Source organism: Sphingobium sp. WCS2017Hpa-17, assembly GCF_031843765.1.
In the GTDB taxonomy this organism is placed as follows: Bacteria; Pseudomonadota; Alphaproteobacteria; order Sphingomonadales; family Sphingomonadaceae; genus Sphingobium.
On sequence record NZ_JAVTIV010000003.1, the window covers coordinates 255626 to 282121 of the forward strand.

Below are 26496 nucleotides of genomic sequence, written 5' to 3' on the forward strand. Positions count from 1 at the left end.
TGCCCGAAGAGACATGCCCTTCAGGATCGCCGTAACGGCGCCGGTCACGCTGATTATCTCGTCTACACCCTTGGACAGTTCGCTTTTGCAGCAATCATAACAACTGTCCTAAATTCAATACTGCCAGTCAGACACGCCGTGTCAAGCGGCTGTTCAGCAACTTTTTGAAACTTTTGCGACAGGCTGACTCGACGGCGGCCTGCACACGCCATAGAATTTTGAGCAGTCGCACAAATATGAGGGGCTATGGGGAACGCGCCTGCCGCACCGGCAACCGACACCATCCAGACGACGCTGGCGCAGGCCAGCGGCTGGCTCGAAACGCACCCCGACAAGGCACTGGCGCAGGCGGAAACGATCATCCGCCGCGCCGGTCGCCTTCCTCCTGCCGAACTGCTCGCCGGGCAAGCGTTGCGGCGCCTCGGTCAGCCCCAGGCGGCGCTCGCTCGCCTCGCCCTGCTCGCCCGCCAGCATCCCCATATCCCGGCCATCCTGTGGGAACTGGCGCAGGCCGCGCAGGACGCCGGCGACCAGTCACAGGCGATCGCCGCGCTGGAGGGACTGACCCGGCTGCAACCCGCCGTCGCCGGCGGCTGGTTCCTGCTCGCCGACCTGCTCCGCGCGGTGAGGCGCGACGAGGATGGCTGGCGCGCCGACCTGTCCGGCGTCCATGCCGCCTCGCGTGATCGCGACCTGCTGGAAGCTGCCATCGCGATGAATGCGGGCAATCTGGACGAAGCCGATACGCTGCTGGTCGCCCGCGCCCAGCGATTGCCCGAAGACCCCGCCGGCACCCGCCTGCGTGGCGAAGTCCAGTGGCGGCGCGGCGACATGACGGCCGCGCTGGCGCTGGTCGAACGGGCGGTGACGCTCGCACCGGGCTTCGACTTGGCGCGCGATTTCCTCATCCGCCTGCTGCTCCAGAACAACCGTCTGCGCGAAGCCTTGGCCCATGCCGACATATTGGCGCGCTCGCCGATCCATAATCCGGGCTACGACCTGATCCGCGCCTCGGTGCTGGTGCGGCTAGGCGACCAGCAGGGCGCGCGCGCCATTTACGAGCGCCTGCTCGCCGACCGCCCCGACCAGCCGCAGGTCTGGCAAAATCTCGGCCATGCGCTGAAAACCCTTGGGTTACAGGCGGACGCCGTCCATGCCTATCGTCAGGCCGTCCATCACCGCCCGACCATGGGCGAAGCCTGGTGGAGCCTCGCCAATCTCAAGACGGTGAAGCTCGACGCCGACGATATCGCGACGATGGAACGGGCGTTGGTCACGTTGGCACAGGACGGCCAGAGCGATGGCGAAGACGTCTTCCACCTCCATTTCTCGCTGGGCAAGGCGCAAGAGGACAGGAAAGCCGACGAAGCCGCCTTCCACCATTATGACGCAGGCAATCGCCTGCGCCGCGCCATGATTCGCCACGACGCGAACGAATTTTCCGCCGAGGTCGCGGCAACCGCCGCCACCTTCAACGCCCCCTTCATCGCCGCGATGGGCGATGGCGGCTGCCCGGCCCCCGACCCGATCTTCATCGTCGGCCTGCCCCGTTCCGGATCGACGCTGGTGGAACAGATCCTCGCCAGCCACAGCCGGGTGGAAGGCACGATGGAACTGCCTGAAATGATGGTCATCGCCAGCCGCCTGCAATCGCGCGTGGATGACGGGGAATTTGCCGATTTCGCCGCTATGGCCGCGTCCCTCTCGCCCGCCGACCGCCAGCGCCTCGGTGAGGAATATGTCGACCAGACCCGCGTCCACCGCCAGAGCGACAAACCCCGCTTCATCGACAAGATGCCCAACAACTGGCAGCATGTCGGTCTCATCAAGCTGATCCTGCCCAACGCCAGCATCATCGACGCGCGCCGTCATCCGATGGGCTGCTGCTTTTCGGGCTGGAAGCAGCATTTCGCCCGTGGTCAGGCGTTCAGCTATGACCTGACCGACATTGGGCGCTATTATCGCGACTATGTCGCGCTGACGGCCGCCTATGACGCCGCCGCGCCGGGCCGGGTCCATCGCGTCATCTATGAACGCATGGTCGCGGACACGCCGGGCGAAGTCGACCGGCTTCTCGCCTATCTGGGCCTCGATTTCGAGCCTGCCTGCCTGTCCTTCTGGCAAACCGATCGCGCCGTGCGCACTGCCAGTTCCGAACAGGTGCGCCAGCCCATCTACAGCGGCAGCGTCGATCATTGGCAGCGTTTCGCGCCCCATCTCGGCCCGCTGGCCGACGCGCTGGGACCGTTGGTGGACGCCTATCCGGACGTCCCGGCCAGCTGAATCCACTCCGCCGGATCGACCCGCCCTTCGCGCGCAACCAGCCCGGTCATATTGGCCACGGCAAAACTGACGCCGAACAGGTTGCGACGCTGCGGCACGCCGGGGATAGGCCGGGGATGGCCGGACGCAAAGGCCTGCCCTTCGCGCAGCCGATAGGCGCCCGGCGGACAGTCCCAGTCCAGCCCCACGCCCAGCACCTGGCTTAGACTCCCCGGATAGCAGGGCCTCCCCTCCTTATCCCGCGCCGCGACGATCAGGATGCCGGCGCCCAACGCGCGATCCGCCGCCGCTGCAAACGCTTCGCCATGCACCGGATTGACGCTGCCGAGGCTAAGGTTGATGATATCCACCCGCATCGCCACTGCCCGGTCGATCGCCGCGATCAGCGCCCGCGCCGTCGTGCTCAGCGCATCATGAAACACCCGGATCGGCAGGCACAGTGCATCAGGCGCCCGATGCTGGATCGCGGCGGTGACCGCCGTGCCATGGCCCAGCCGGTCGATCGTATCCGCACCGGCATCCGTACCATCCTTCGCGATGGCAAAGCCGGGCAACAGCCGCGCCGCATCGATATGCGGATGATCGGGATGAACCCCGCTGTCGATCACGGCGATGCGCAGCGGATCAGGCATCGACCGGCTCGGTCTGCTGCGCCACATGCGCCCGACCATCGGCGATCGTGACCACCTGATCGGCGATCCGCGCCAGCGCCGGCTTGTGGGTGATGAGGATGATCGTCGCTTCCGGCAAAGCAACCCGCAGCCGCCCCGCCACCAGCGCCTCCGTCTCGCCATCCAGCGCCGATGTCGGTTCGTCCAGGATCAGCACCGACGGCCGCCGCAGCAGCGCGCGAGCTATGACGATCCGCTGTCGCTCGCCCGCCGACAGCGCCAGCCCCCGCTCGCCGGTGCGCGTCTCCAGCCCCTCCGGCAGCCGCGCCAGAAAGCCATCCAGCCCGGCCGCATGGGCCGCCGCCTCGATATCCTCGATACGCACGTCGGACAGGGCAAAGCCGATATTGCCGGCGATGCTATCGTTGAACAGCCATGGCGACTGGTCGACCAGCATCACCTCGCGCCGCAGATCGTCCAGCCGCAGGTCGCGCAGATCATGCCCGTCGATCAGGATGCGCCCTCCGGTCGGATCGGCATGGCGCACCATCAGGTCGGCCATGGTCGACTTGCCGACGCCGCTCGGCCCCAGGATCGCGCAGATGCTGCCGGCAGGAACGATCAGATCCATGTCACGCAGCACTGGATCGCGATCATAATGCATCGCCACCTGCTCGAAATGCACCTCGCCCCGCACCCTGCCGATCGCCACGGCATCAGCGCGCTCCTCGACGTCAGGCCGGGTATCGAACAGCTCGAAAATGCGCCCCAGCGACACCCGTGCCGAGGCCAGCCCCGACGTCAGACCCATCAGCGTCTGGATCGGCGACAAGAGCCGCATATGATAGGTCATGAAGGCGACCAGCGTGCCGATGCTCATGTCCCCTTCGATGATCCGCCAGCCGCCATAGAGGATCACCGCAGAGGTCGCCCCGGTCATCAGCGTCCCCGGCAGCGCCCCGGTCATGTAGGAGGCGACCTGCATCCGCAGCATCGCACCGACAAAGGCGTCATTCTTCGCCTTGAACCGCCCGACCTCATGCTCGCCGGCGCGCAGCGCGGTGACGACCCGCATCCCCATCACCGTATCGACCAGCAGGCTCCCCAGATCCGCGCCCCGTTCCCGCATGTCGCGGGTCAGTGCGGTCAGCCGCCGCTGATAATAGATGAAGGCGGCAAGGCTCGCGGGCACCAGCAATACGCCGACCAGAAACAGCCGCCAGTCGAGCCAGACCATCATCGCAACGCAGCCGATGAAGAAGAGCAGGTTGCTGACCACCGACAGCAAGCTATCCGACGCGATCCGCTGCACGTCACTCACATCGCTGTTCATGCGCGAAACCAGATCGCCCAGCCGGAAACTGGCATAGAAGCGCGGCGACAATGTCTGGAGATGCCGCAGCAGCGCCGCGCGCATATCATAGAGCATCGCCGCAGACAGCCGGACATAGCGATAGCTCGCCAGAATATTGACGCCAAAACCCAATATCGTGACCGCGATCATGATCCCGGCGATCCGCCACAGCGCGCCCATGTCCCGCTGCAACAGCGCCTGGTCGATCATCAGCTTGGAGAGATAGGGTTGCGCCAATCCCAGCGCCGTCGACAGCACACTGATCGCCAGCACCAGCATCAACCCACGCCGATAGGGCCGGATATAGGGCAGCAGCCGGCGATAGCTGCTCCAGCCGGCAACAGGCGTTGATGTCGGCCCGCTCATGCTGCCGCCCGCCTTGGCACCAGCCGCAGGCCATGCAGCGCAAATTGTGGTTCGGGCAGCGTCGCCAGCAGCCCCGTACACCAGTGATGCCCCTGCATCAGCGCCTCATGCTGCGCCCGCCACCACTCGCTCTGCCCGCCATCGGCATAAAATTGCGCGCAGAGCAGCAGATGCCGTCGCATCGCCGCGATCAGCATCGCCTGATAATGGCCAAGCAGCGCAGCCCGGTCGCCCGCTTCCGCGATTCCCGTCAGCACTGCGCTCGCCAATATCGCCTCGCGCACCGACTGGGCCGTCCCATCGCCGCAGATCGGGTCGAAGCCGATCGCCGCCGTACCGCAGGCCAGCCAGTCATCGCCGACCAGCGGCAAATGCAGGCGCGGCGCAGCCGGAAAGGGACGCGATGATCCACCGATCGGATCGACCACCGGCGCGATCAGCCGGCTTTGCGCCAGCAGCGCGTCGATCGCACCGCCAACCCCCAGCAGCCAGCCCTCATCGCCTTCCGCCGGGACCAGAAACAGCCAGCCGCTCTCGACCGCCTCGACCCGCCCCTCTTCGCGACAGGCCGGATCGCGCAACCGCACGCGGGCCGCGACCGCATGCCGCTCGCCAAAGACATGCAAATCGCCGATCGGTAGCGGCGGCGCGGCATATATGGTGAAATCCGGCGCGGCGATCGGCGCGTCATTCGGCACGGCAAGCGCCGCCTGCACCATCGCCTCCGACGCCAGCACAGCCTCATGCGGCACCATCACCGTCGCCCCGCCCCAGGCGACCAGCCGGCGACGGACGCGCGGGGCAGCGGCAAACAAGTCCGGCCGCGCGAACAGGTCGCGCATCAAGGTCAGTGCCGCCTCGCTCAGCAACAGGCTGGGCACCGGCGGGCGATGGACAGTCTCGTGCCCAACCCGAAGCCCGGCCCCCTTCAGCAGATGCGCGCAGGCATTGGCGGCCATCCCGCTGCCCCGGATGGCCACATGCTTCACGCCCCCAGCATCCCGGAGAAAAAGCAACCCATCCTCACGGCACCGCCACCATGCCGGCGCCGGTCGCGTCATTGCCCAGATCCCAGGTCGCTTCCAGCTTCAGCGTCTTGGCATCATAAACCTCGATGTCGAAGCTGGCGCCGTAAATATAGAGCTTGGCCCCATCCATCGACATGCCGAAGCGAAAGCGCGATCGGCATGGGAATTCCGCCTTGTCGACCACCGCATTGGTGGAAAGGTCCATGTGCCAGAATTCGCACCGCTTGGCCCCCAGCGTACCGTTGGTCACGACCGTATAGGCCTGCTTGCCGTCGGGCGTGATTTCCAGCCCCGCCATCGCGGCCGGCGCCGGGCCGATCGGGGTGAAGTCGAACTGGCGACTGTTAAGGTCGAACCGGGCCAGCCCGAACATCTTGCTATGGATATAGGGGTCGGCCGCGTTGAACAGCGACACATATTGGCCGGGCGTCCGCAGCGTTTCGAGCGATCCGCCAAAGCCGACATTCTCCAGCCCCGTGCCTTCGGGCCGGGCCAGGTCGATGCGGTCGGTCGCCTTCAGCGTCGCGGTATCGATCACGATCACCTTCTCGCCAAAGGCATAGAGATATTTGCCGTCGCCCGACACCTTGAAACCAACGCGAAAGCCGCCGATCGCCTTCTCGTCCTCCTTCTCGATCTCGGCCGTGCGCACCAGCTTGCCCAGCTTCAGGTCGACCACGCCATAGAGCGGCTTGCTGACCTTGTACCGGTCCATTTCCTTGTCGATTTTGGTAACGATCGTGTAGAAATAGCGGCCCGCCGGGTCCGGCACCCCGCCCCAGAAACGCACCTTGTTCAACCCGTCATTCAGGCTGAACTTGCTGATGACCTTGCGGCTCGCCGCGTCGATCACCTCGATCCCGCTCGTCGTGATGGTCGACACATAGATGCGCTTGCCATCGTCAGAGAGGCTCATGGCGGTCGGCAGGCCGGTGTCCAGCTTGATCTTCTGCGTGACCGCGCCCTTGCCCTCGTCAAAGACCAGCAGCACGTCGGGATAGGCGCCCATGAACAGGGTCGCCGCCTGTGTGGGGAGTGCCGCCAGGACGGCAAGCCCCGCCGCCAGCGAAAAGCGGAGTTTCTGCATCGCGCACCTCATGGAAATACCAGGTCGAGATTGCGCCAGTCCTTGGTCGCGGTGGCGCAGTTGCTGGCCCAGTCGGGCGAATAATTGACATGGTCTGGCACCTGCACCGGCCAGAAGCAGGTGACGTAACAGTCATAAATGTCGCGCTCGACCGGCTGACACAGGCCTGCCGTGCCGCCGCCCGCATCCACTTCCCAACCGGGCGAGAAGGACAGGGTGCAGCCCATCGGCACATGCGGACGCGGCGCCTGTTGCAGGGCGACGACATCCTCCTCCATGTCGGACGGCGTGGCGCCCGACGCAGCAGCGGCCTCGATCGCCGCCTCCATCTGCGTCACGGCGTCGTCGATCCGCCGCGCCTTTTTGTTGATGGCACGAAGATGCTTCATGACAGCCCCTTTCGTTCAGCGAAATGCTCCAGAAAGCCGGGATTCTTCACCGCCAACTCGCCGTAAATATGCAGGCAGGTGTCGGTCCATTGCCGGATCCAGTCGCAATAATGGAGATTGGCGTGGCCGGTGTCGCCATAGCGGACGAACGCCTCATGGTGGCAGCCCCCGGCGCAGAGCGGACGCGCCCAGCAGCTCTGGCAATCATATTTGGCGCCGACATGCCCCCGGCTCAGGAAATCGCCCTGCTTGGCCCGGTCGATGCCGCTCGACACATGGCCCATCACATGCGTGTCGGCGTCGGTGAAGCGGTGGCAGGGCGACAGGTCGCCCGACGGGCTGACGCCCATCAGCCCCATGCCCGCGCCGCAGGGATGGGATTTGTTGACGCCCGAAATCAGCTCGCTGATCGTCTCGCTGACATTGGTAAAGCCATGGACTTCCCCACGCAGCGCAAATTCCAGCCATTCGCGCGCCAGCAGATTGAACTGCGCCAGCACGCTGTCCATGCCATCCGCATCGATCGAATAGGCCCGCGTCTCCCCCGTCGTCACCGGCGCGAAGCCGACCTCATGAAAGCCCAGATCGTCCTTCAGATGGCGGTAGATGCGCACGACATCGGTCACGCTCTCGGTCAGTGTGACGCGCGCGGTCACGGCGCGGGTGCGATGATGGGCGATCAGCGTGCGCAGCCGCGGCTCGATCACCGCATAGCTGCCCTTGCCATTCTTGTAGACGCGATGCTTGTCCTGCAACTCCGGCGGGCCGTCCATCGACACGGTGACGCCGACCCGATTGTCCGACAGGAAGGTGACGATTTCCGGCGTCAGCAGCGTCGCATTGGTGGTCAGGCTGTAGGTAATCCCCTTGCCCGCCGCCGCCGTAGCGCCATTGGCATAATCCACTACATCGCGCAAAAGCTTGAAATTCATCAAAGTTTCGCCGCCGAAGAAAGTGATGTGGACCGACGGGCGATGCGCGGCCTCCGCGATCAGCAGATCGACCGACGCCTGCGCCGTCTCCAGCGTCATATATTTGGGCTTGCCCGCCGGGGTCGCAATCTTGTCCGCGCCGAATTCATAGCAATAGGTGCAGGCCAGATTGCACTGGTTGGTGACGTTGAGCACCAGCGCCTGCAACGGAAAATCGGCCGGTGGCCCTTCAGGCACGGATAGCGGCGCGGCGCCCAGATGGATAAGCTGCGCCGCGCGCAACTCCCGCACCAGCGCCTCCGCCTCGCTCTGGTCGTTGCCCTCACCCGCCAGTTCCCGCACCAGCGCGGCATGGCCCAGTTCATGGCTCTCGATCCGGTCCAGCACATCCTGCACCTGCGCATCGATCTCGAAGATCGCGCCGGCACTCACCAGATAGACGAAGTCGCTGCCCCCGGCCGAAAAGCCATGATATTCGGCCCGGCGATAGGCGGGCATGTGCATCACCGTCATCGCGACACCTCCGGCTGGTCGAAGCGCTGATACATGGGCACGGTCACGACCAGATAGGACCGCGCGCTCAATGGCCTGCCGAACTTGTCCTTCTCTGCCTTCGCCGTGGCGACGACCCACACCTCGCCATAATTGTTACGACTGAACCGACGTTCGGGATTGGGGCCTTCCAGCCCCGGCGTGAAGAAGGCGGTGGGGCTCAGCGCGCCCACATATTTCATGTCGTCATCATAATAGACCGACATGAATTCCTGCATCGACCATGTGGCATCGACCGGGCCGATCGCGACGTCGTCGCTCGTGTTCGGCTTGCCGTCCAGGCCGTTATCGTAACCGATCGCCTCATATTGCTGATATCCCTTGGGGAATTTCGTGCCGCCCAGCCGCGCGAGACTCGTTTCCGGCGTGACCTTCAGATAATCGACCTTGCGATAGACCGGGAACGCCTTTTCCAGCACCGCGCCGCCGATCCCGACGTCGCGCTGCCCTGCCGCCGCACCGGCCGCGACATCGACGCTCAGCACCGCCTTGCCCGGCGTCGCCGACACGATCTTGCTGACGGTGACGCCCGCACCCAGATCGACGTCGCCCGCCGCCAGCGAAGCCGGCAGATTATGGCCCCATATGGTCACGGCCACGCCCTTCGCCCCGGCCTTCACCGCGCCCGGCGTTACCGCCAATATGGCCGGCGCGGCGGTCGCGCGGACCATCTTCACATCATAGCCGAATTCCTGATATTCGCCCCAGAACCAGCGCCCTTCCGCGCTCTGCTGGTCGGGTGCGAACCACATCGCCTCCCGCGCCGCGCTGCCCAGATCATCGGGCTTCCCCGGCGCCGTGCTACCCTTGGACGACCCCCGCCAGCTATAACCGGAATAGACCAGCCCCGTGCCGCTGCGGCTGACAGTCGCGCCATTGCCAAGCGACGTCAGCGAAGCACTGGTCCTGAACTCATCCGCCGCCGCGCCCGGCGTCACTGTCATCGTACCGACGAAACGTCCCTGCCCCGGCACCGACGCCACCACCAGCCAGTCGCCCGCCAGCCGCGGGGCGCGCAGCCGCGAACTCCACGCCGCCCATTCCGGCGTGTGCAGCCCCGCCACCTTGGGCAGGTAGGTCAGCGCATAGTCTCCGCGCGTCATCTTGTCCTTGGGATCGCGCCCGGCCGGCTGCTCGCTATCCTCGGCCGGCCGACGATATTGGGCGTCCGCCTGCGAATAAAGCGCAACATGCATGTCCTGCAACGTCTTCCATTCCAGCTTCGACCGGCGCCAGGACAAGGGCTGCGCATAGGCATGGCAGCTGGCACAGGCGCCGCGCATCGTCTCATCGGGCAATGCCTCGTCGATGATCCGCTTTTCGGGCAGGTACATCACCGGCCGCGCCTCCTCCGGCGCCAGCCCGTGCGATGCGGACAGCGACTTGATGACCGCGCGCGATTCCTCGGGCGTGATGCCAAGGCCATTCAGCCGCACCATCCGCTTGATCGCCTGCGCCCAGCCCTCCGGCGTGGTGCGCACCCAACTGATGCGGGACAGGTTGCCCTTGGCATCGGGCGCATGACAGCTGCCGCATTTTTCCTGCACCAGCGGATCGGTGACGGGGATGCCCGCCTCCGTCTCCTTCATCGTCGCGCCGTCAGGACCGCCATCGGCCCCACCACCCCCTTGGGCGAGCACGACCGATGCGGAGAGCAACGCCAACAGACCGAATTGCACCGGAAGCCGCTTCACCCTGATGTCCCCCTTTGGCGTCCGGTCTTTTACCCTGGACGCAGCCGAAGCCTGGACGGGGCTTTTCGCCCCTCTGATCGGCATGACGAAGGACACCATGCCGATCCGCCATAAAAATCTTGACGATCATCAAGATTTTTTCAGGGAGGGCTGAAAAGCTCAGGAAAGGGGGATCAGGCGAACATCTCCGGCACGATCGGCAGGGTGCGGATGCGCTTGCCGGTCACTGCATGCAGCGCGTTGACCAGCGCCGGGATCACCGGCGGCAGCGCCGGTTCGCCCATGCCGGTCGGCGGATAATCGGTCTTCACGAACTCGACGATGATCTGCGGCGTATCGGGGATGCGCTGCAACGGGTGGGTGTCGAAATTGGCCTGCTCCACCGCGCCGGCAACCTGCGTGATCTTCTGCCCGACCAGCGCCTGCCCCAGCCCCTCGATCACCGATCCCTGCGCCTGATGCAGCGCGTTCATCGGGTTGATGATCTGGCTGCCGACATCGCCCGCGACCCACACGGTCGCCACCTTGGGCATGCCGTCGACCAGCGCCACCTCCAGCACCTCGGCAAAATAACCCATATGGCTATAGTAAAAGGCAAAACCCTTGCCCCGCCCCTCGGGCAATTTCCCGCGATCGGCCCAGCCGCTCATCGCCACCACCTTCTCGATCACGCCTCTGGCACGGCCGGTGACGAAGGGCGGCGCATTGGGACCACGCGGCAACTCCCTCGGCTCCCCCAGCAATTCCAGCATCAGCGTCGGCAGATCCTTGCCCGCCGCCTGCGCCACTTCGTCCAGAAAGGCCTGCGTCACAAAGGCCAGCGCATTGGAACCGGGCGCGCGCAGCCAGCCGGTCGGCATGTTGGTGCTGAGGAAACTCTGTTCCAGCAGAACGGTGTCGATCAGCCCGGCGGGAATTTCGCTCGCCGGCATCTCGGCCGACCGCACTGGCTTACCATCCTTGCCGAAGGTCACGAAATGATCGTGGAAAGCGGTCAGCTTCCCGCCCTTGTCCAGCGCCGCCCGAAACCCATGCCAGCCGGCCGGGCGATAGAAATCCCGCTGCATATCCTGCTGCCGGTTGAACAGCAGCTTCACCGGCACGCCCGGCAATTGCGCCGCGATCAACGCCGCCTGCACCATATAATCGTTCATCAGCCGCCGGCCGAAACCGCCGCCGATACGGGTAAAATTGATGCGGATTTTCTCTGGCGGCAGGTTCAATGCCTTGGCCACCAGCCCGCGCCCGCTTTCCGGATTCTGCGTCGGCGCCCAGATCTCGATCGCCCCATCCTTGAACAGGGCCGTGCAATTCTGCGGCTCCAGCGTGCAATGCGCCAGGAAGGGATAGTCATAGCGCGCGCTGACCGTCTTCGCGGCAGCGGCAAAGGCCGCGTCCACATCGCCCGACCGGACGATATCCCCATCCGCCTTGCCCTTCAGCCGATCGGCCGCCTGCGCCGCATAGCCATCGGTCGAAAAGCCGCTGACGGCACTCATGTCCCATTCGACCTTCAGCACCTCGCGCGCCTGATTGGCGCTCCACCAGCTGCGCGACAGGATCGCCACGCCATCGAACGAGGATTCCGGCGTCCCGTCCCCCTTGATCGTCAGCACATGGGCCACGCCGGGCAGCGCCTTCACCGCGTCCAGATTAGCCGACCTGAACGTCCCGCCAAAGGCCGGGCAGGTTTCCAGCACGGCATAGAGCATGCCGGGCAGCTTGAAATCGATCCCGAACAGCGGCTTGCCCGCCACGATCGCGGGCGTATCCACCCCGCCGATCGATTGGCCGATGATGCGGAAATCCTTGGGGTCTTTCAGTACCAGCGTCGTCGGATCGGGCGCCGACTGTTGCGCGGCGGCCGCCGCCAGCGCGGCATAGCTGATACTCTTGCCCGACACCGGATCGCGCACCGTGCCGCTGCCGGTCTTCAACGTCGCCGGCGCCACGCCCCATATCTGCGCCGCCGCCGCCACCAGCATCGCCCGCGCCGCCGCCCCGGCCGTCCGCGTCGGCATCCATTCGCGCGGCGTGGTACGGCTACCGCCGGCGCTTTGCCCGCCGAATATCTTCTGATCGGCATGGGTCTGCTCGATCGTCACCTGCGCCCAGTCGACGTCCAGTTCCTCGGCGATCAGCATCGGCAGCATCGTCTTGGCGCCCTGCCCGATCTCGGCATTTTTCGCGCCGATGATGACGCGATTGTCGGGCAGAATGCGCACGAAGGCGGTCAGTATCTGCGGCGCGCCCTCGGCCGCGCCCGCCAGCGGGATATTGAGGTCGAACAGCAGCCCGCCCCCAGCGACCAGCGAGGCGCTCAAAAAGCGGCGGCGCGACAGGATCGGCGCGTTCATGCCTTCGCTCCTGCTTTGGCCGCATGTTTGATCGCGGCCCGGATGCGGACATAGGTGGAGCAGCGGCAGAGATTGCCCATCATCGCCCCGTCAATATCCTCGTCCGTGGGATCGGGCGTGGTCGCCAGCAGCGCGGTCGCGCTCATGATCTGCCCCGCCTGGCAATAGCCGCATTGCGGCACGTCCAGCTTCACCCAGGCGTGGGAAATCCGCTTGCCCGCCTCGCTCCGCGCCACCGCCTCGATCGTGGTGATCGCCATGCCCTGCGCCTCGCCGATCGGCGTCTGGCACGCGCGCGCCGGGCTGCCGTCGATATGCACGGTGCAGGCGCCGCACAGCCCCGCGCCACAGCCGAACTTGGTGCCGACCATGTCCAGATCCTCACGCAATGCCCATAGCAAAGGCTTGGCCGGATCGGCCTCCACCGCCCGCATTCGCCCATTCACCTTCAGATTGATCGCCATCATCGTCCCCCGATCGTCGCGCAACGGCTATGGGATGGCAGAAAGACGCCGCCTGTCCAGCCGTTTCACGCCACCACTGACGGGAAAACGGATTGGCCAGCGGATCGCATCACGAACGACTATAGCGTCATGATGATGCCGACTATCGCAGCTGGAAACGAGCCGGCAATATCATGACCGACTTTGATACTCGTCAGTCGTTCATAAGTCAGGCATGATGATTTCATGCGCCATATCAGGACGAATCGTCATGACGATCTTCAGGTCAAACCCCAATAGCGACGATCATTTCATCGGTACTGCCGAAGCAGACATATTTCATTTCCGCGTCGTCGATCTCAACGATCGCGACACCGTCGTCGGCGGCGACGGCCCCGCCATCGACCGCCTCGTCCTCGACACGGCCGGCACCGTCTATGACGGCCAGTTGACCGGCGTATCGGGCATCGAACAGGTCGAACTCGCGGCCGGGGCGAACCGCCTGATCCTGACCGCCCGCATGGCGGCCACCGCCCACAACCGCACCGTCACCGTTCTGGGCGGCAGCGGCGACGACGTCATCAGCGCCTTCACCTTCATCGCGGCCGATCATGTCGATATCCATGCCGGCACCGGCAACGACAATCTGCTAGGCGGCGCGGGCGACGACATCTTCCGCTTCGCCGGCAATGCCCTCAATGGTGGCGACAGCGTCAACGGCCGCGCCGGCTTCGACCGGCTCATCCTCACAAGCGCCGCTGCCCTCTATGGCCAGCAACTGGCCAATGTATCCGGCATCGAACGGATCGATCTCGCCAACGGCACCAATCATCTCAGCCTCGCCCCGCACTGGGCCACCACCGCTCAGAACCGCACCGTCACGATCATCGGCAATGCCGGCAACGACAGCGTCAATGGCTCCGGCTTCACCGCCGCCGACCATCTGGACGTCACCGCCGGCACCGGCAACGACACGCTGATCGGCGGCGCGGGCGACGACATTTTCCGCTTCGCGGCCAATGCCCTGGACGGCAGCGATACCGTCCGAGGCGGCGCCGGCTTCGACCGGCTCGTCCTCACCAGCGCCGGTGGGCTCTATGGCCAGCAACTGGCCAACATAACCGGCATCGAACGGATCGACCTAGCCAACGGCGCCAACCATCTCAGCCTCGCCCCGCACTGGGCCGCCACCGCGCAAAATCGCACCGTCACCGTCATCGGCAATGCAGGCAACGACAGCGTCAACGCCTTCGGCTTCACGACCGCCGACCGGCTGGACGTCACCGCCGGCCTTGGCAACGACACGCTGATCGGCGGCGCGGGCAACGACATCTTCCGCTTCGCTGCCAACGCCCTCGACGGCGGCGACAGGATCCAGGGCGGCGCCGGCTTCGACCGCCTGATCCTGACCACCGCCGGCGGACTCTATGGCCAGCAACTGGCCAACATAACCGGCATCGAACGGATCGAACTGGCCAACGGCGCCAACCATCTAAGCCTCGCCCCGCACTGGGCCGCTACGGCGCAGGACCGCACCGTCACCGTGATCGGCAATGATGGCAATGACAGCGTCAACGCGCGGGATTTCACCGCCGCCGACCATCTCGACGTCTATGCCGGCTATGGCAACGACATGCTGATCGGCGGCGCAGGCGACGATATCTTCCGCTTCGATGCCGGCGCGCTGACCGCTGCGGACAGGATCGCGGGCAATGGCGGCCAGGACCAGATCGCCTTTCAGACCGCCGGCACCGTCAGCATTAACGACTCCATATGGTCCTCGATCAGTTCGGTGGAACAGATCAGCTTCGCCAATGGTGCAAATGACATCACCCTGTCCGGCCGCCCGACCGGCTGGTATCCGTTTGAACCGTTCCAGATCGTCCTGAACGACGGCAACGACCGGCTCAACGCGACCGATTTCGATGCCAGCCTGTGGGTAACGGCCGGCGCGGGCGACGATCATCTGGTCGGCGGCTGGTATGACGATGCCTTCATCTTCCGCATGGAGGATCTGACCAGCGCCGACCTGATCGATGGCGGCGACGGTGGCTGGGCCTATAATACGCTCATCTTTTCGACCGCCGGCCACTTTTCCGCTGCCAGTTGGAACCCCGACAATGAGGTGCAGGAAATCCAACTGGCCGATGGCGACAACTGGATCGAACTGTCATCGGCGATGCCCGGCACGATCCGCGACGGCGCGGGCAATGACGTTATCGACGCCCGCAGCACGGCTGGTAGAACCATTTATATCAGCAGCGGCGACGATATCGTGCTTGGCGGATCGGGCTATGATCAGATTCTGGTCGATGGCACGGATTTCAACGCGCGCGACCGGATCGAGGGCAATGGCGGTGCCGACGTTCTGACCTTCCGCAGCGCCATCCACCTGACGGCATCCGACTTCGCCCAGGTCCGCAACATCGGCGAGATCGAATTTCTGAGCAGCAGCAGCGTCGCTCTCGACGACGCGCTGGTCGCATCGACGGGCACCAACCGGATCGAACTGCAATTTGGCTGGGACGCCACCGTCGACGCCTCGGCCGTGTCTGCTGATTATTCCGTCTCCATCCTGTCGATCAGGGGCACCGACCATCTGGTCGGCGGCGCTGGCGCAGACACCTTCAATTTCTACGAAGACAGCCTGACTTACGAACCCACATCCTTCGTCAGCGGCGATGTCGTGGTCGGCGGCGACGGCGCCGCCATCGACACGCTGATCCTCAACTATGGCGCCGTCTATGACGCTGCCTTGCTGTCCGGCGTGTCCGGTATAGAGAAGATCGATCTCAACATCTATTACTGGTATCGCGACTATTATTTTGATGACGGCTATTATTGGTACACCGAAGGCCCCTATGAATCCGCCGACTACAGCCTCGAAATCACCGACGCGCTCGTCTCCACCGCCCATGGCGGCCGGCTTCAGGTCAACAGCGCCAGTGGCCATGACATTCTCGACGCCAGCGCCCTCTCCGCTCCCTACAGCGTCGACCTCGACGGCTCCTATGGCGACGACCAGCTTCTGGGCGGCGCCGGGCAGGACCGGCTGGAGGGCGGCTATGGCAATGACATCCTGACCGGCGGCGCCGGCGCCGACATCTTCTTCTGGGGCAGCGCCGAACAGGGCTGGGACAGCATCACCGACTTGACACCCGGTGAGGATCAGTTGCACTTCTCCGCCGCCAATTTCCTCCTCGCCGATGGCCGGCTCGACACGCTGGTGCAGGGCGATGCCGACGCCGTCACCGACATCAGCGACGCGGACCTGTTCGTCTATGAAGGCCCTGTCGCGGATATAATGGACCTGCGCGCCATATTGGCAGACCATAGCAGCGGCGGCGCAGTCGGCGCCGGCCTGTTCATCGCCGCCGCCACCGCTGACGGACGCACCCACCTTTATTATACCGCCGATGCCAGCGGCACGCAGAATGCGAACATCTACGACATCGCCGATCTGGGCCTCGGCCTGCCGCCCGCGCAACTCACACTGGCCGACTTCGCACTGGTCTGACCGGGCTGCGGTGGGGGTGCCGATCCGCCCCCCGCCGCCAACCCGACCTCACTCCTCCAGCCCGAACAGTCCCGCCGGCGCGCCATATTCGTCGGGCCATCCCGCATAAGTCACATCGGTCGGCCCCACCACGAAGTCGCGCACCACCCAGCGCCCGTCCCGCATCTCCAGCAGCGCATAACTATCCGGCCCGTCGAATATCCCCGCTTCGACCCGCTCGGCATGGCGGGTCCGGCGAAAGTCGATCGCCCCGCCCGCCGGCGTCTGCGGCACGACATGGGCAAAGGCCCAGCGATCCTGCCGCCGCAGCGTCCGCACGACGAATATCACTTTCTGCCCCAGATCGCGCTCGATCGCAGGCCGCAGCGCGTCCAGCAGCACCCGCCGCTGCGGATCGCCCACGCCAATGTCGTTAGCCCCGGCCAGCGCCGCCATCACCATCATCGTCCCGATCATGCCCACCTCCTCACCCCACATACACCCCATGAAAAAGGCCGCGCGGAGCCCCCACTCCACGCGGCCTTTTCGTTAAGGGGAACGAGCCGTTCGCTCAGTTCGCCTTGGAAAGATCCACCTTTTCCACCCATTCGGGATAGAAGGTCGGTTCGCGGTTGGACCAGCCCACCGCCGTCGCCGCCGCCTCGCTGATCGACTGGAGCAGCGCGCGCCGCTTTTCGGGATGCAGATGCGGCAGGCTGGCGGCGGCGCAGAAGGCGCCCGGCAGCCATGGCCGCGCCCCCGCGCCCAGCAGGCGCTCATAAAGGAAGCGATAGGCCGAAAAGCTGCTCAGCCGATCCTGCCCAAGGTCGAAGGCCGACACCGTGACCAGTGGCGCCATGAACGGCTCCACCTGCTCCAGCCCGCTATCATCGGGTACGCGCGCCTTGATCTCGTCCAGCCGCCCATAGATGCGCGCCTGTGCGCGGATCGATGCTTCCTCCACCATGTCGCGGGACCATAGCTTCATCGCATCGCGACGATGCAGCCCGATATCCAGCGATCGGCGGATATAGCGTTGCGTGGCAGACGGGAAGCTGGCGAATTCACGCAGTTCCGCCAGGGTGACAGCCCCATCCGCCGGTCTTGCACTCGTACCCATGTTCATGCCCTCCGACTTGAAGTCGTAGGATGGAACATGCGCCCTCTATGGTTACTGAAGGCTTAAGCGCCTGTTCCACCGCTATTCATAACGGACCAGATTTCTTTGTGCGGCGCAACATGAAACTTCTATGACTGCGACAAGCCGTTGAAGACGTTCGCAACCGCCCCAGTCGCGCTCCGATTTTCCCCTTCTCAAACGACGTCATCCTGAACGTGTTTCAGGATCCATCGCGCCTTCATAAGCCCCTCAATGACCGGTTTTAACAACGACTGAACCCAACTCGGGAAAGGCCGGCCAAATGGGACGCGCTCACGCCGAAGGACATAATTATCAATTAATTAGTTAGCCAACTAACTAATTAATCCCGCGATCTACCTGTCTAACTCGCTGTCTCTTTTAGCGCTCAGTTTCCAGCGTCTACCTTCTCCAGCAACCAGGCCAGCGCCTCGTCGGCCTCCGCAAATATCCGCATATAATCCTGCGTCATCTCCCGCCGCACCTGCATCGTGGCAATAATGCTGGGGGTGACGATGGCGATCCGCGACGCCCGCGGGAACAGTCCCTCGCCCAGATGCTCGCGGAACGCAGCGACCGCATCCTGCGGCTGTACCGCGCTCCCGCTCATGTCCATCCGCAGCAGATAGCCGGGCGCGAATCCTTCGGTCACGAACCGTTCCTTCACCTCACGGGCATAGGCCGCCACCCCCTCGCTGGTGAACTGGCCGTGCCAGGCGATGTCGAGCAGATTGATGTCGTGCCGGAATCGGATATCGTACATGGGAAAGCCTCCGCCGCTCTCCATGCCGCACAGGCATTACCGAAAGATTATCTATGCGACGGAGCGACTTGTGCCTCCAGCGGCACGTCCCGCAACTGCCGTTCCAGTGCTGCTGCACCCTGCGTGCTGATTCTGTCCATGTTCGCCTGCAACCCGCGATAGGTCGTCAGGATCGCAGCCCCACTCTCCGTCAGCCGCGCCCCCTCGCTCGACGTCGCGACCAGAGGTTCCGCCCAGCAGCGGTTCATCACATCGACCAGCAGCCAGCAGCGCCGGTAACTCATGCCCAGCTTCCGCCCGGCCGCCGATATCGACCCCTCGGCCGCAATTGCGTCGAGCAGGTCGGCCTTGCCCGGCCCCATGGCGATCTCGTCGCCACAATATATCTGGATCTTGATCTTCAGCATCGGCCTGTCGCCCATGCTTAATGGTTCGGGACGGCCAGCGCCAGAGCGCACCGGCCACCCCAATATGTCAGGCGCCCGCCCGCCGCTCCAGCACGGCGCCGATCATCGCGCGCCACACGGCCACATCGCCGGCCTGCGCCATCTGGGCATCCGGTTCCCGCAATGTATGCAGGATCGCATAGGCATCATCGACATGGTCGGGCCAGGCGGCATCCACCGCGCCGGCCGCATGCGGATCATGCCCGCCCCCGTTCAGGCTCAACTGGCGACCGGCAAGGACGCGGGCGATGCGCTCGATGGCGGGGGTGGTGGATGTCGGCATGGATGGCATACTCCTCTCAAAAGGGGCGGCGCTTTTCGCTCTTCCGCCAGTCAGGATAGCATATCGTTACGGGGGGAGCTATCGGCCCTCGCCGTCCTTGAAACCAGACGAGGGCACAGGATCGCCCTTGTCGCCAGGCTTGGCGGTCGATGGCGGATCGGACGCATCCATCGAATCCTTCAAACTCTCGTCGCGCTTCTCATCGGGGTGTAGTACATGGTCCTGCGCATCGCTCGCCCGCTCATCGCCCGCCTCTTCGCGGCTGTTCGGACGCACATCCTTCTTGCTGTCCGTCATCATGGCTCTCCTATGGTTTCGCAGACTCAACGGACGGCCCGCCAGCCCGGTTCCCGCCCCCTCGTTCGACCAACGCCGCCGCCCGTTCGACCAGCAACACGGCCGCCTACAGACTTTCCCCGCGCCCCGGCGTAGACAGGCATCATGACTGATCTTCCCGAAGACGATCGCGGCGTGGCGCCGTCGATCGCGCTCTATTCGATTCTGGGCTTCTGGTTCTTCTACACCATCATCGTGACCCTGCGCGCCATCGTCGTCGGCTTCGACGCGCAGTGGGAAATGGCGGCCCGCCGCATGGTCGTGGCGGTGATCGGCATCATCGTTACCTGGATACTCTATCTGGCGCTGCGCCGTTTCGACTATAAGCCGCTGGCGGTCCGGTTCGTCGCCGCCTTCTCGCTCGCCGCACCCTTCGCGCTCGCCATGGCGGCGGCCAACTATTATATCTTCAACGTCTACGACCCGATCAGCCTCTTTCCCGACGCGGAGATGAAGAAGAAGGCGATCGAGGAAGGCTATGTGCTGATCTCCATCGTCGAAGATGCGATGACGCGCTATTTCTTCCTCGCGGCCTGGGCCGGCCTCTATCTCGCCCTCTCCTACGCCAGCGAAGCGCATCGCACCGAACGCCGCGCCGCCCGGCTGGAACGCGCCGCGCAGCAGGCCGAACTGCGGTCCCTGCGCTATCAGGTGAACCCGCATTTCCTGTTCAACACCCTGAACTCCCTCTCCACCCTGGTCATGCGCAACAAGCCGGACGATGCGGAGCAGATGATCATGTCGCTCTCCAACTTCTACCGCACCAGCCTGACCGGCGACCCGCTGGACGATGTGCCGCTGGAGGAGGAAGTCCATCTCCAGAAACTCTATCTGGATATCGAGGCGGTCCGCTTCCCCGACCGGCTGACCACCGCCATCGACATTCCGCCCGCGCTGATGAACGCCTGCGTCCCCGGCCTCATCCTCCAGCCGCTGGTCGAAAATGCGATCAAATATGGCGTGTCCCGCACCTCCAGCCCGGTCACCATCACCATCACCGCGCGGGAGGATGGCGATCAGTTGCATATCGCCGTGACCGATGATGGCGACAATCCACCGAGCGATACCGACGCCGGCAGCGGCATCGGCCTCACCAATGTCCGCGACCGGCTGACCGCCCGTTTTGGAGAACAGGGCCGCATCGCTTATGGTCCGCGCGAAGGGGATGGTTTCTCCGTCCTCCTCACCTTGCCCATCATCCGCCGGGGTTGCTGACGCCCATGTCCATCCGCACCATGATCGTCGATGACGAACCGCTCGCCGTCGAACGCCTCCAGATGCTCTGCGCCCGTGAACCAAGAATTGCGCTGGTCGGCACTGCCACCGATGGCGAAGCCGCACTGCGCCTGATCGAGGGGCTGAAACCCGACCTCGTCCTGCTCGACATCGCCATGCCCTTGCTCGACGGGATCGGCGTCGCCCGCGCCGTCGGCCGCATGGGCATCCGCCCCGCCGTCATCTTCGTCACCGCCTTTGAAGGCTTCGCGGTCGAGGCGTTCGACCTTGCCGCTGTCGATTACATGCTCAAGCCCGTCGCCCATGACCGGCTGACCCGCGCAGTCGACCGGGTGGAAGTGGCGTTGCGCAACCAGTCCCCTAACGATGCCCCGGCCATCGCCAGCGAACCGGCACCGGAATGGGCGGAAGAATTCTGGGTGCCGCATCGCTCCGAACTGATCCGCATCGCCACCGACCAGATCGACCGGATCGAGGCGGAACGCGACTATATGCGCCTGCATGTCGGCGCCCACAGCTATCTGCTGCACCAGACCATCAGCAGCCTGGAGGAACGGCTGGACCCGCAGCAATTCGTCCGCCTGCATCGCAGCCACATCGTCCGCCGCGACCATATCGCCCGCCTGCGCCACGACGGCAGCGGCGTCTGGTTCGCGGCCCTCACCGACGGCGGCGAAATCCGCATCGGCCGCACCTTCCTCGCCAACGCACGGGCGATGACGGGGCGCTAATTGAACGGACGTTAGTCGGCTCTAAATTCAGTTCAGGTGGAGCCGAGCCAACGGCCAGCGTTAGCTAAAAGCGTGATTTTTGAGCACCGGAGCGCAGCGTACTTCAAGTACGTGAGCACCGGAGCGCAGAAAAGCGCGCTTTGCAGGCCCGCATGGGCGGAATTTAGAGCCGACTAAATCGCCTGCCCGGCCGCCACGCCACTGGCCCACGCCCATTGGAAATTATAGCCGCCCAGCCAGCCGGTCACATCCACCGCCTCGCCGATCGCATAGAGCCCCGGCACCTTGGCCGCCTCCATCGTCCGCGAAGACAGGCCGGCGGTGGCAATCCCGCCCACCGTCACCTCGGCCTTGGCATAGCCTTCCGTTCCCGACGGCGCGAACGCCCAGTCGCTCAGCCGCGCGCCCACCTGCCGCAGCACCTTGTCGGTCAGCGCGCCCATTTCCCCCTGCACCGCCAGCCGCTCCAGCAGCGCATCGGCCAGCCGCTCGGTCAGCGCCTGCGCCAGCACCCGGCGCAGGCTGACGCGCGGCCGCTCCGCCTTTTCCGTCAGCAGCCAGTCCGCCGCCCGATCCGGCAGGAAGTTCACCTGAATGGCGGTGCGATGTTGCCAGTAGGAGGATATCTGCAACATCGCCGGCCCGGACAGCCCGCGATGCGTGAACAAGGCTGCCTCGCGAAAGCGCGTCTTGTTCCACCGCACCTCGACATCGGCCGACACGCCCGAAAGCGACTGGAACAGCGACTCCTCCGGCCCCAGCGTGAAAGGCACCAGCGCAGGACGCGGCTGCACGATGCTAAGACCAAATTGCCGCGCCACATCATAGGCGAAGCCGGTCGCCCCCATCTTGGGGATCGACGGCCCACCAGTCGCCAGCACCAGCGCCGGCGCGCGATGCACTGTGCCGCCGATCGTCACCCGATAGAGGCCATCGCCATGGTCGATATCCGCAACCGCCTGCCCCAGCGCCAGCACCACGCCGCCCTTGGCACATTCCTCCGACAGCATCGCGACGATCTGCTTTGCCGACCCGTCGCAAAACAGCTGCCCCAGCGTCTTCTCATGCCAGGCAATGCCATAGCGATCGACCAGCCCGATAAAATCCTGCGCCGTATAGCGTCCCAGTGCCGACTTGGCGAAATGCGGATTGGCCGACAGGTAACGATCGGCGGCGGTATGGATATTAGTGAAATTGCACCGACCGCCGCCGGAAATCAGGATCTTCTTGCCCGCTGCATCGGCATGGTCGACCAGCAGCACGCGCTTGCCCCGCTGCCCGGCGGTCGCCGCGCACATCATCCCGGCCGCGCCTGCGCCAAGAATTATTGCATCATATTCGGCCATCACCGCCCCCGCTTCAGGCGCACCAGCGCCTCGTCCAGCGCCTGAAGAAAGCGCGACCGATCCACCTTGCTGAAAGGCGGCGGTCCACCGATCGCATCCCCCACCGCACCCGCGCGCAGGTCCGCCATGATCGCCCGCGTCGCCACCGCCGCCCCGATCGAACTCAGCGTGAAGGGCTTGCCATTGGGCGCGATCACCACCGCGCCCGCCTTCAGGCAACGATCCGCCAGCAATATGTCGGCGGTGATGCAGATCGATCCGGCATCCGCCCGCTCGGCGATCCAGTCATCCGCCGCGTCGAACCCGTCGCTCACCACCACCCGGTCCAGCAGCGGGTGCGCGGGAATTCGGATCGGGCTGTTGCTCACGATCGTCACAGGAATTTCATGCCGCCAGGCGACCTTGTAGATCTCCTCCTTCACGGGGCAGGCATCGGCATCGACCAGTATCTTCATGGGGTGGGCGATAGGCGGGCTGAACGCATCAGGCCAGCTTATTTCATATGGGACGATGTGCCGCCTTCACCCCGCCCCTATCCTGCCCTACATGGTCGGCATGAACGCCCCCCTCTATAACAAGGACATATTGCGGCTCGCTGCCAGCATCCCGCACCACCAGCGTCTGCCCGACCCGCAGGCCAGCGTGGAGAAGCGATCCCCCACCTGCGGATCGCGGGTGACGGCGGATGTGCAGATGACAGGCGGCCGCCTGTCCGACATGGGGCTGGACGTAAAGGCCTGCGCCCTGGGCCAGGCATCGGCCGCCCTGATGGCCGGCCATGCGATCGGCCTGACCGCAGATGAACTGGCCGACGCCCGCGACAAGCTCGCCGCCTATCTGGCGGGGACGAGCGAGGATCTTGACTTCTGGCCCGGTCTTGCCGTGCTGGCCCCGGCGCGCGGCTATCCCGCCCGCCACGCCTCGATCCGCTTGGGCTTCGAAGCGATCGCCGAAGCCGCCCGGCAGGCAGACGCCTGATGGAAGCACATGCCCCCATCAGCGCCACCGACGTCCTCCTCTCCGAAGGCGTCATCCTGCTTGGCGCCGCCGTCCTCTTCGTCATGCTCTTCCGCCGCTTCGGCCTTGGCGCGGTGCTCGGCTATCTCGTCGCCGGCGCGCTGGTCGGGCCGCAGGGCCTTGGCCTAGTCGGCGGCGCGGAATCGAAGCTGGCCATCGCGGAAATCGGCATCGTCCTGCTGCTCTTCCTCGTCGGCCTCGAACTCCACCCCGCCCGCCTCTGGCGCCTCAAACGCGACATTTTCGCGCTCGGCCTGGCGCAGGTCGTGCTGTGCGGCTGCGTCCTGACCGCGATCATCTTCTATACTACCGGCTTCAGTTGGGGCGCGGCGATCGCGCTCGGCCTGCCGCTCGCCCTCTCCTCGACCGCACAGGTGCTGCCCGGCCTCAAGTCCAGCGGCCGCATCAACTCGCCCTTCGGTGAGAAGGTCTTTTCGATCCTGCTGTTCCAGGATCTCTCGATCGTCCCGCTGATCACCATCGTCGCCGCCCTCTCGCGCAATCCCGCCGATGCCGGCGGCCCGCCCGGATGGATGATGGCCGCCTACACCGTCGCCGCCATCGCCGGCCTCGTCCTCGCCGGCCGCTTCATCCTGCGCCCGCTGCTCGGCCTCGTCGGCCGCATGGGTGAGCGCGAACTGTTCGTCGCCGTCGGCCTCTTCACCGTGCTGGCCGCCGCTGCATTGATGCACAGCCTGCATCTCTCGACCGCGCTCGGCGCCTTCGTCGCGGGCGTCATGCTCGCCGATTCGCCCTATCGGCATGAGATCGAAGCCGACGTCGAACCCTTCCGTTCGATCCTGCTCGGCCTCTTCTTCCTCGCCGTCGGCATGGTGCTGGACCTGCGCACCGTGGCGGCCAACCCCTTCTTCGTCCTGTCGATGGCCGCCATCCTCGTCGCGACCAAGGCGGCGATCATCACCGGCCTCGCCCGCCTGTTCGGGATGGCCTGGCAACAGGCGCTGGGCGCTGGCCTCCTGCTCAGCCAAGGCGGTGAATTCGGCTTCGTCCTCTTCGCCCAGGCGCAGAACGCGCTGCTCATCGCACCGCAGGCCGCCAGCCTGTTCAGCGCCATCGTCACCTTCTCCATGGCGACGACGCCTTTCCTGATGCTCTTCGCCCGTCGCTTCGAATTCGCAAAGCCAAAGGATCATGAAGACCTGCCCGGCCCGGAAGATGCGCCGCGCGGTTCCGCCATCATCGTGGGCTATGGCCGTTTCGGCCAGACGGTCGCGCAAATGCTGATGGGCCACGGCTTCGGCGTCACCCTGATCGACAAGAAACCCGCCCAGATCGAGGTGTCCAGCCGCTTCGACATGAAAGTCTATTATGGCGACGGCACCCGCATGGACCTGCTCCACCGCGCCGGCGCGGAGGAAGCCCGCCTGATCGCCTTCTGCATCGACGATCCTGCCCTCGATTCGCGCGCGCTCCAGCCGATCGCCGAAGCCTTCCCGCAGGCGGCGCTCATGGTCCGCGTGTTCGACCGGCGGCAATTGCTGGAATTGCAGGACATGGACCTCGCCGGCACCGTCCGCGAAGTCTATGAATCGGCCATCTGCATGGGCGTGCAGGCGATGCAGGCGCTGGGCGTCCCTGACGAGGAAGTCGAGGAGGTCGAGCGCCAATATCGCGCCAACGACGCCCAGCGGCTCGCGCTCCAGACCGAACATGGCAATCTGCTCGCGGCCAAGGACTTGATGTATCGGCCCGGCAAGGGCATGCGCCTGCTCAGCAGAGGGGATGGAGAAGAAGCATGATCGCGATACTGGCTTGCCTGTCGGCCGCCCTTGCCATCGGCGCCGGCGCATTCGGTGCCCATGGCGTCGCCGATCCCAAAGCCGCCGAATGGCTGCGCACCGGCGGCCTCTACCAGCTGATCCATGCCGTCGCGGCCTTGGCGATCACCGGCGTCACGCGCGGCGCGGCAACCTTGCTGCTCGCCGGTGCCGCGATCTTCGCGGTCAGCCTTTACGTCATGGCATTGGGCGGCCCCAAATGGCTGGGCGCGATCACCCCGATCGGCGGCACGCTGATGATCGCCGGCTGGCTCTGGGCCGCATGGACATTCGCGCAGCGTTAAGCTGCGGCCTTGCTCCTTCACGACCGCAAGCCTAGATTGGGACCATGGCCGACCACCATCATCATCACGAACCGACCGGCACCAAGCTCGCCGACGCCGCCCGCGCCACGCTGGAGGCGCAGAATGAGCAATGGACGCCGATGCGCGCCGCCATCTTCGATGCGCTTGCGGATGAAGAACGCCCGGCATCGGCCTATGACATTGCCGACAATGTGTCGAAAGCGCGCGGCAAGCGGGTCGCCCCCAACAGCGTCTATCGCATCCTCGACCTGTTCGTGGCCAACAACATCGCCATGCGCGTCGAAAGCGCCAACGCTTATATCGCCAACGCGCATCCCGGCTGCCACCATGACTGCATCTTCCTGGTCTGCCGCAACTGCAAGCAGGCCACCCATGTCGATGACGACAAGGTGACCAATCAGGTCCGCGCCGTCGCCAAGCAGGAAGGCTTCGCCCCCGAACGCCCGGTCATCGAGATTCTGGGCCTCTGCGCGAAATGCGCGGCCTGATGGACCGTTGCGCTCG

25 protein-coding genes are annotated in these 26496 nt (G+C 65.1%); 8 read left to right on the forward strand and 17 right to left on the reverse strand.

Annotation, left to right across the window (positions count from 1 at the left end; all coding sequences use genetic code 11):
• The first annotated feature begins 246 nt into the window (after nt 1-246).
• Complete coding sequence (locus RQH62_RS08530) at nt 247-2283, forward strand: sulfotransferase (RefSeq protein ID WP_311268338.1); 2037 nt, start codon at nt 247-249, stop codon at nt 2281-2283.
• On the opposite strand, the gene RQH62_RS08535 is transcribed toward RQH62_RS08530, so the two are convergent.
• From RQH62_RS08535 to RQH62_RS08575, 9 genes are all read right to left on the reverse strand, one after another.
• On the reverse strand, nt 2259-2915 hold the full coding sequence (locus RQH62_RS08535; protein ID WP_311268339.1) for a S8 family serine peptidase: 657 nt from the start codon (nt 2913-2915) through the stop codon (nt 2259-2261). The genes RQH62_RS08530 and RQH62_RS08535 overlap by 25 nt on opposite strands.
• Nucleotides 2908-4614 carry an ABC transporter ATP-binding protein gene (locus RQH62_RS08540; protein ID WP_311268340.1) on the reverse strand — a complete coding sequence of 569 codons (1707 nt, stop codon included), beginning with the start codon at nt 4612-4614 and terminating at the stop codon, nt 2908-2910. Before RQH62_RS08540 ends, RQH62_RS08535 begins: the two co-directional genes overlap by 8 nt.
• The gene (locus RQH62_RS08545; protein WP_311268341.1) at nt 4611-5603 is read right to left on the reverse strand and encodes a hypothetical protein; all 993 of its coding nucleotides are present in this window, start codon (nt 5601-5603) and stop codon (nt 4611-4613) included. The genes RQH62_RS08540 and RQH62_RS08545 overlap by 4 nt, the downstream gene beginning before the upstream one ends.
• A 34-nt stretch (nt 5604-5637) precedes the next feature.
• Nucleotides 5638-6729, reverse strand: a complete 1092-nt coding sequence (locus tag RQH62_RS08550; protein ID WP_311268342.1) for a hypothetical protein — start codon at nt 6727-6729, stop codon at nt 5638-5640.
• A gap of 8 nt (nt 6730-6737) precedes the next feature.
• Nucleotides 6738-7118, reverse strand: a complete 381-nt coding sequence (gene qhpC, locus RQH62_RS08555; RefSeq protein WP_017501471.1) for a quinohemoprotein amine dehydrogenase subunit gamma — start codon at nt 7116-7118, stop codon at nt 6738-6740.
• Nucleotides 7115-8563 carry a quinohemoprotein amine dehydrogenase maturation protein gene (gene peaB, locus RQH62_RS08560; protein WP_311268343.1) on the reverse strand — a complete coding sequence of 483 codons (1449 nt, stop codon included), beginning with the start codon at nt 8561-8563 and terminating at the stop codon, nt 7115-7117. The genes qhpC and peaB overlap by 4 nt, the downstream gene beginning before the upstream one ends.
• Nucleotides 8560-10296, reverse strand: a complete 1737-nt coding sequence (peaA, locus tag RQH62_RS08565; protein WP_311268344.1) for a quinohemoprotein amine dehydrogenase subunit alpha — start codon at nt 10294-10296, stop codon at nt 8560-8562. Before peaA ends, peaB begins: the two co-directional genes overlap by 4 nt.
• Nucleotides 10297-10469: 173 nt before the next feature.
• Nucleotides 10470-12653 carry a molybdopterin cofactor-binding domain-containing protein gene (locus RQH62_RS08570; RefSeq protein WP_311268345.1) on the reverse strand — a complete coding sequence of 728 codons (2184 nt, stop codon included), beginning with the start codon at nt 12651-12653 and terminating at the stop codon, nt 10470-10472.
• Complete coding sequence (locus RQH62_RS08575) at nt 12650-13117, reverse strand: 2Fe-2S iron-sulfur cluster-binding protein (protein WP_311268376.1); 468 nt, start codon at nt 13115-13117, stop codon at nt 12650-12652. Before RQH62_RS08575 ends, RQH62_RS08570 begins: the two co-directional genes overlap by 4 nt.
• A 250-nt stretch (nt 13118-13367) precedes the next feature.
• Between RQH62_RS08575 and RQH62_RS08580 the strand changes: the two genes are divergently transcribed.
• Nucleotides 13368-16613 carry a calcium-binding protein gene (locus tag RQH62_RS08580; RefSeq protein WP_311268346.1) on the forward strand — a complete coding sequence of 1082 codons (3246 nt, stop codon included), beginning with the start codon at nt 13368-13370 and terminating at the stop codon, nt 16611-16613.
• Nucleotides 16614-16661: 48 nt separating this feature from the next.
• On the opposite strand, the gene RQH62_RS08585 is transcribed toward RQH62_RS08580, so the two are convergent.
• The 6 genes from RQH62_RS08585 to RQH62_RS08610 form a co-directional block, all read right to left on the reverse strand.
• Nucleotides 16662-17069: a hypothetical protein gene (locus RQH62_RS08585; protein WP_311268347.1), complete on the reverse strand. Its 408-nt coding sequence runs from the start codon at nt 17067-17069 to the stop codon at nt 16662-16664.
• Nucleotides 17070-17163: 94 nt separating this feature from the next.
• Nucleotides 17164-17712, reverse strand: coding sequence for a hypothetical protein (locus RQH62_RS08590; RefSeq protein WP_311268348.1), 549 nt, complete (start codon nt 17710-17712; stop codon nt 17164-17166).
• A 406-nt stretch (nt 17713-18118) separates the two neighbouring features.
• The gene (locus RQH62_RS08595; RefSeq protein ID WP_311268349.1) at nt 18119-18493 is read right to left on the reverse strand and encodes an STAS/SEC14 domain-containing protein; all 375 of its coding nucleotides are present in this window, start codon (nt 18491-18493) and stop codon (nt 18119-18121) included.
• Nucleotides 18494-18540: 47 nt separating this feature from the next.
• Entirely contained in the window at nt 18541-18900 is a 360-nt protein-coding gene (locus RQH62_RS08600; protein WP_311268350.1) for a LysR family transcriptional regulator, read from the reverse strand.
• Nucleotides 18901-18967: 67 nt separating this feature from the next.
• Complete coding sequence (locus RQH62_RS08605) at nt 18968-19222, reverse strand: hypothetical protein (RefSeq protein WP_150426120.1); 255 nt, start codon at nt 19220-19222, stop codon at nt 18968-18970.
• Nucleotides 19223-19300: 78 nt separating this feature from the next.
• On the reverse strand, nt 19301-19522 hold the full coding sequence (locus RQH62_RS08610; protein ID WP_311268351.1) for a hypothetical protein: 222 nt from the start codon (nt 19520-19522) through the stop codon (nt 19301-19303).
• Between the two features lie 141 nt (nt 19523-19663).
• Here RQH62_RS08610 and RQH62_RS08615 point away from each other — a divergent pair, with 141 nt between their 5' ends.
• Together RQH62_RS08615 and RQH62_RS08620 are read left to right on the forward strand one after the other, a co-directional pair.
• Nucleotides 19664-20773, forward strand: a complete 1110-nt coding sequence (locus RQH62_RS08615; RefSeq protein WP_311268352.1) for a histidine kinase — start codon at nt 19664-19666, stop codon at nt 20771-20773.
• 5 nt (nt 20774-20778) lie between these two features.
• A complete protein-coding gene (locus RQH62_RS08620; RefSeq protein ID WP_311268353.1) occupies nt 20779-21525 on the forward strand; it encodes a LytTR family DNA-binding domain-containing protein in 747 nt (248 codons plus the stop codon).
• Nucleotides 21526-21698: 173 nt separating this feature from the next.
• Here the strand turns inward: RQH62_RS08620 and RQH62_RS08625 are convergent, their stop codons facing one another.
• On the reverse strand, nt 21699-22871 hold the full coding sequence (locus RQH62_RS08625; RefSeq protein ID WP_311268354.1) for an NAD(P)/FAD-dependent oxidoreductase: 1173 nt from the start codon (nt 22869-22871) through the stop codon (nt 21699-21701).
• A complete protein-coding gene (locus RQH62_RS08630; RefSeq protein ID WP_311268355.1) occupies nt 22871-23326 on the reverse strand; it encodes a YaiI/YqxD family protein in 456 nt (151 codons plus the stop codon). Before RQH62_RS08630 ends, RQH62_RS08625 begins: the two co-directional genes overlap by 1 nt.
• Nucleotides 23327-23426: 100 nt before the next feature.
• Here RQH62_RS08630 and RQH62_RS08635 point away from each other — a divergent pair, with 100 nt between their 5' ends.
• From RQH62_RS08635 to RQH62_RS08650, 4 genes are read left to right on the forward strand one after another with little or no spacing between them, the layout of a single operon-like run.
• Nucleotides 23427-23849 carry an iron-sulfur cluster assembly scaffold protein gene (locus RQH62_RS08635; RefSeq protein ID WP_311268356.1) on the forward strand — a complete coding sequence of 141 codons (423 nt, stop codon included), beginning with the start codon at nt 23427-23429 and terminating at the stop codon, nt 23847-23849.
• On the forward strand, nt 23849-25648 hold the full coding sequence (locus RQH62_RS08640) for a cation:proton antiporter (RefSeq protein WP_311268357.1): 1800 nt from the start codon (nt 23849-23851) through the stop codon (nt 25646-25648). The genes RQH62_RS08635 and RQH62_RS08640 overlap by 1 nt, the downstream gene beginning before the upstream one ends.
• Nucleotides 25645-25971 carry a DUF423 domain-containing protein gene (locus RQH62_RS08645; RefSeq protein WP_311268358.1) on the forward strand — a complete coding sequence of 109 codons (327 nt, stop codon included), beginning with the start codon at nt 25645-25647 and terminating at the stop codon, nt 25969-25971. Before RQH62_RS08640 ends, RQH62_RS08645 begins: the two co-directional genes overlap by 4 nt.
• 44 nt (nt 25972-26015) lie before the next feature.
• Nucleotides 26016-26480, forward strand: coding sequence for a transcriptional repressor (locus RQH62_RS08650; protein ID WP_311268359.1), 465 nt, complete (start codon nt 26016-26018; stop codon nt 26478-26480).
• Nucleotides 26481-26496: the final 16 nt, after the last annotated feature.

What these genes read in the sequence shown, in the direction of transcription:
- peaB (WP_311268343.1), bottom strand. Translation starts at nt 8,563, where the DNA reads ATGACGGTGATGCACATGCCCGCCTATCGCCGGGCCGAATATCATGGC.
- RQH62_RS08610 (WP_311268351.1), bottom strand. Translation starts at nt 19,522, where the DNA reads ATGATGACGGACAGCAAGAAGGATGTGCGTCCGAACAGCCGCGAAGAG.
- RQH62_RS08640 (WP_311268357.1), top strand. Translation starts at nt 23,849, where the DNA reads ATGGAAGCACATGCCCCCATCAGCGCCACCGACGTCCTCCTCTCCGAA.
- RQH62_RS08620 (WP_311268353.1), top strand. Translation starts at nt 20,779, where the DNA reads ATGTCCATCCGCACCATGATCGTCGATGACGAACCGCTCGCCGTCGAA.
- RQH62_RS08635 (WP_311268356.1), top strand. Translation starts at nt 23,427, where the DNA reads ATGAACGCCCCCCTCTATAACAAGGACATATTGCGGCTCGCTGCCAGC.
- RQH62_RS08580 (WP_311268346.1), top strand. Translation starts at nt 13,368, where the DNA reads ATGACGATCTTCAGGTCAAACCCCAATAGCGACGATCATTTCATCGGT.
- RQH62_RS08570 (WP_311268345.1), bottom strand. Translation starts at nt 12,653, where the DNA reads ATGAACGCGCCGATCCTGTCGCGCCGCCGCTTTTTGAGCGCCTCGCTG.
- RQH62_RS08615 (WP_311268352.1), top strand. Translation starts at nt 19,664, where the DNA reads ATGACTGATCTTCCCGAAGACGATCGCGGCGTGGCGCCGTCGATCGCG.
- RQH62_RS08540 (WP_311268340.1), bottom strand. Translation starts at nt 4,614, where the DNA reads ATGAGCGGGCCGACATCAACGCCTGTTGCCGGCTGGAGCAGCTATCGC.
- RQH62_RS08625 (WP_311268354.1), bottom strand. Translation starts at nt 22,871, where the DNA reads ATGGCCGAATATGATGCAATAATTCTTGGCGCAGGCGCGGCCGGGATG.
- RQH62_RS08575 (WP_311268376.1), bottom strand. Translation starts at nt 13,117, where the DNA reads ATGGCGATCAATCTGAAGGTGAATGGGCGAATGCGGGCGGTGGAGGCC.
- RQH62_RS08600 (WP_311268350.1), bottom strand. Translation starts at nt 18,900, where the DNA reads ATGCTGAAGATCAAGATCCAGATATATTGTGGCGACGAGATCGCCATG.
- RQH62_RS08530 (WP_311268338.1), top strand. Translation starts at nt 247, where the DNA reads ATGGGGAACGCGCCTGCCGCACCGGCAACCGACACCATCCAGACGACG.
- RQH62_RS08585 (WP_311268347.1), bottom strand. Translation starts at nt 17,069, where the DNA reads ATGATCGGGACGATGATGGTGATGGCGGCGCTGGCCGGGGCTAACGAC.
- RQH62_RS08535 (WP_311268339.1), bottom strand. Translation starts at nt 2,915, where the DNA reads ATGCCTGATCCGCTGCGCATCGCCGTGATCGACAGCGGGGTTCATCCC.
- RQH62_RS08630 (WP_311268355.1), bottom strand. Translation starts at nt 23,326, where the DNA reads ATGAAGATACTGGTCGATGCCGATGCCTGCCCCGTGAAGGAGGAGATC.
- RQH62_RS08645 (WP_311268358.1), top strand. Translation starts at nt 25,645, where the DNA reads ATGATCGCGATACTGGCTTGCCTGTCGGCCGCCCTTGCCATCGGCGCC.
- qhpC (WP_017501471.1), bottom strand. Translation starts at nt 7,118, where the DNA reads ATGAAGCATCTTCGTGCCATCAACAAAAAGGCGCGGCGGATCGACGAC.
- RQH62_RS08650 (WP_311268359.1), top strand. Translation starts at nt 26,016, where the DNA reads ATGGCCGACCACCATCATCATCACGAACCGACCGGCACCAAGCTCGCC.
- RQH62_RS08605 (WP_150426120.1), bottom strand. Translation starts at nt 19,222, where the DNA reads ATGCCGACATCCACCACCCCCGCCATCGAGCGCATCGCCCGCGTCCTT.
- RQH62_RS08595 (WP_311268349.1), bottom strand. Translation starts at nt 18,493, where the DNA reads ATGTACGATATCCGATTCCGGCACGACATCAATCTGCTCGACATCGCC.
- RQH62_RS08590 (WP_311268348.1), bottom strand. Translation starts at nt 17,712, where the DNA reads ATGGGTACGAGTGCAAGACCGGCGGATGGGGCTGTCACCCTGGCGGAA.
- RQH62_RS08550 (WP_311268342.1), bottom strand. Translation starts at nt 6,729, where the DNA reads ATGCAGAAACTCCGCTTTTCGCTGGCGGCGGGGCTTGCCGTCCTGGCG.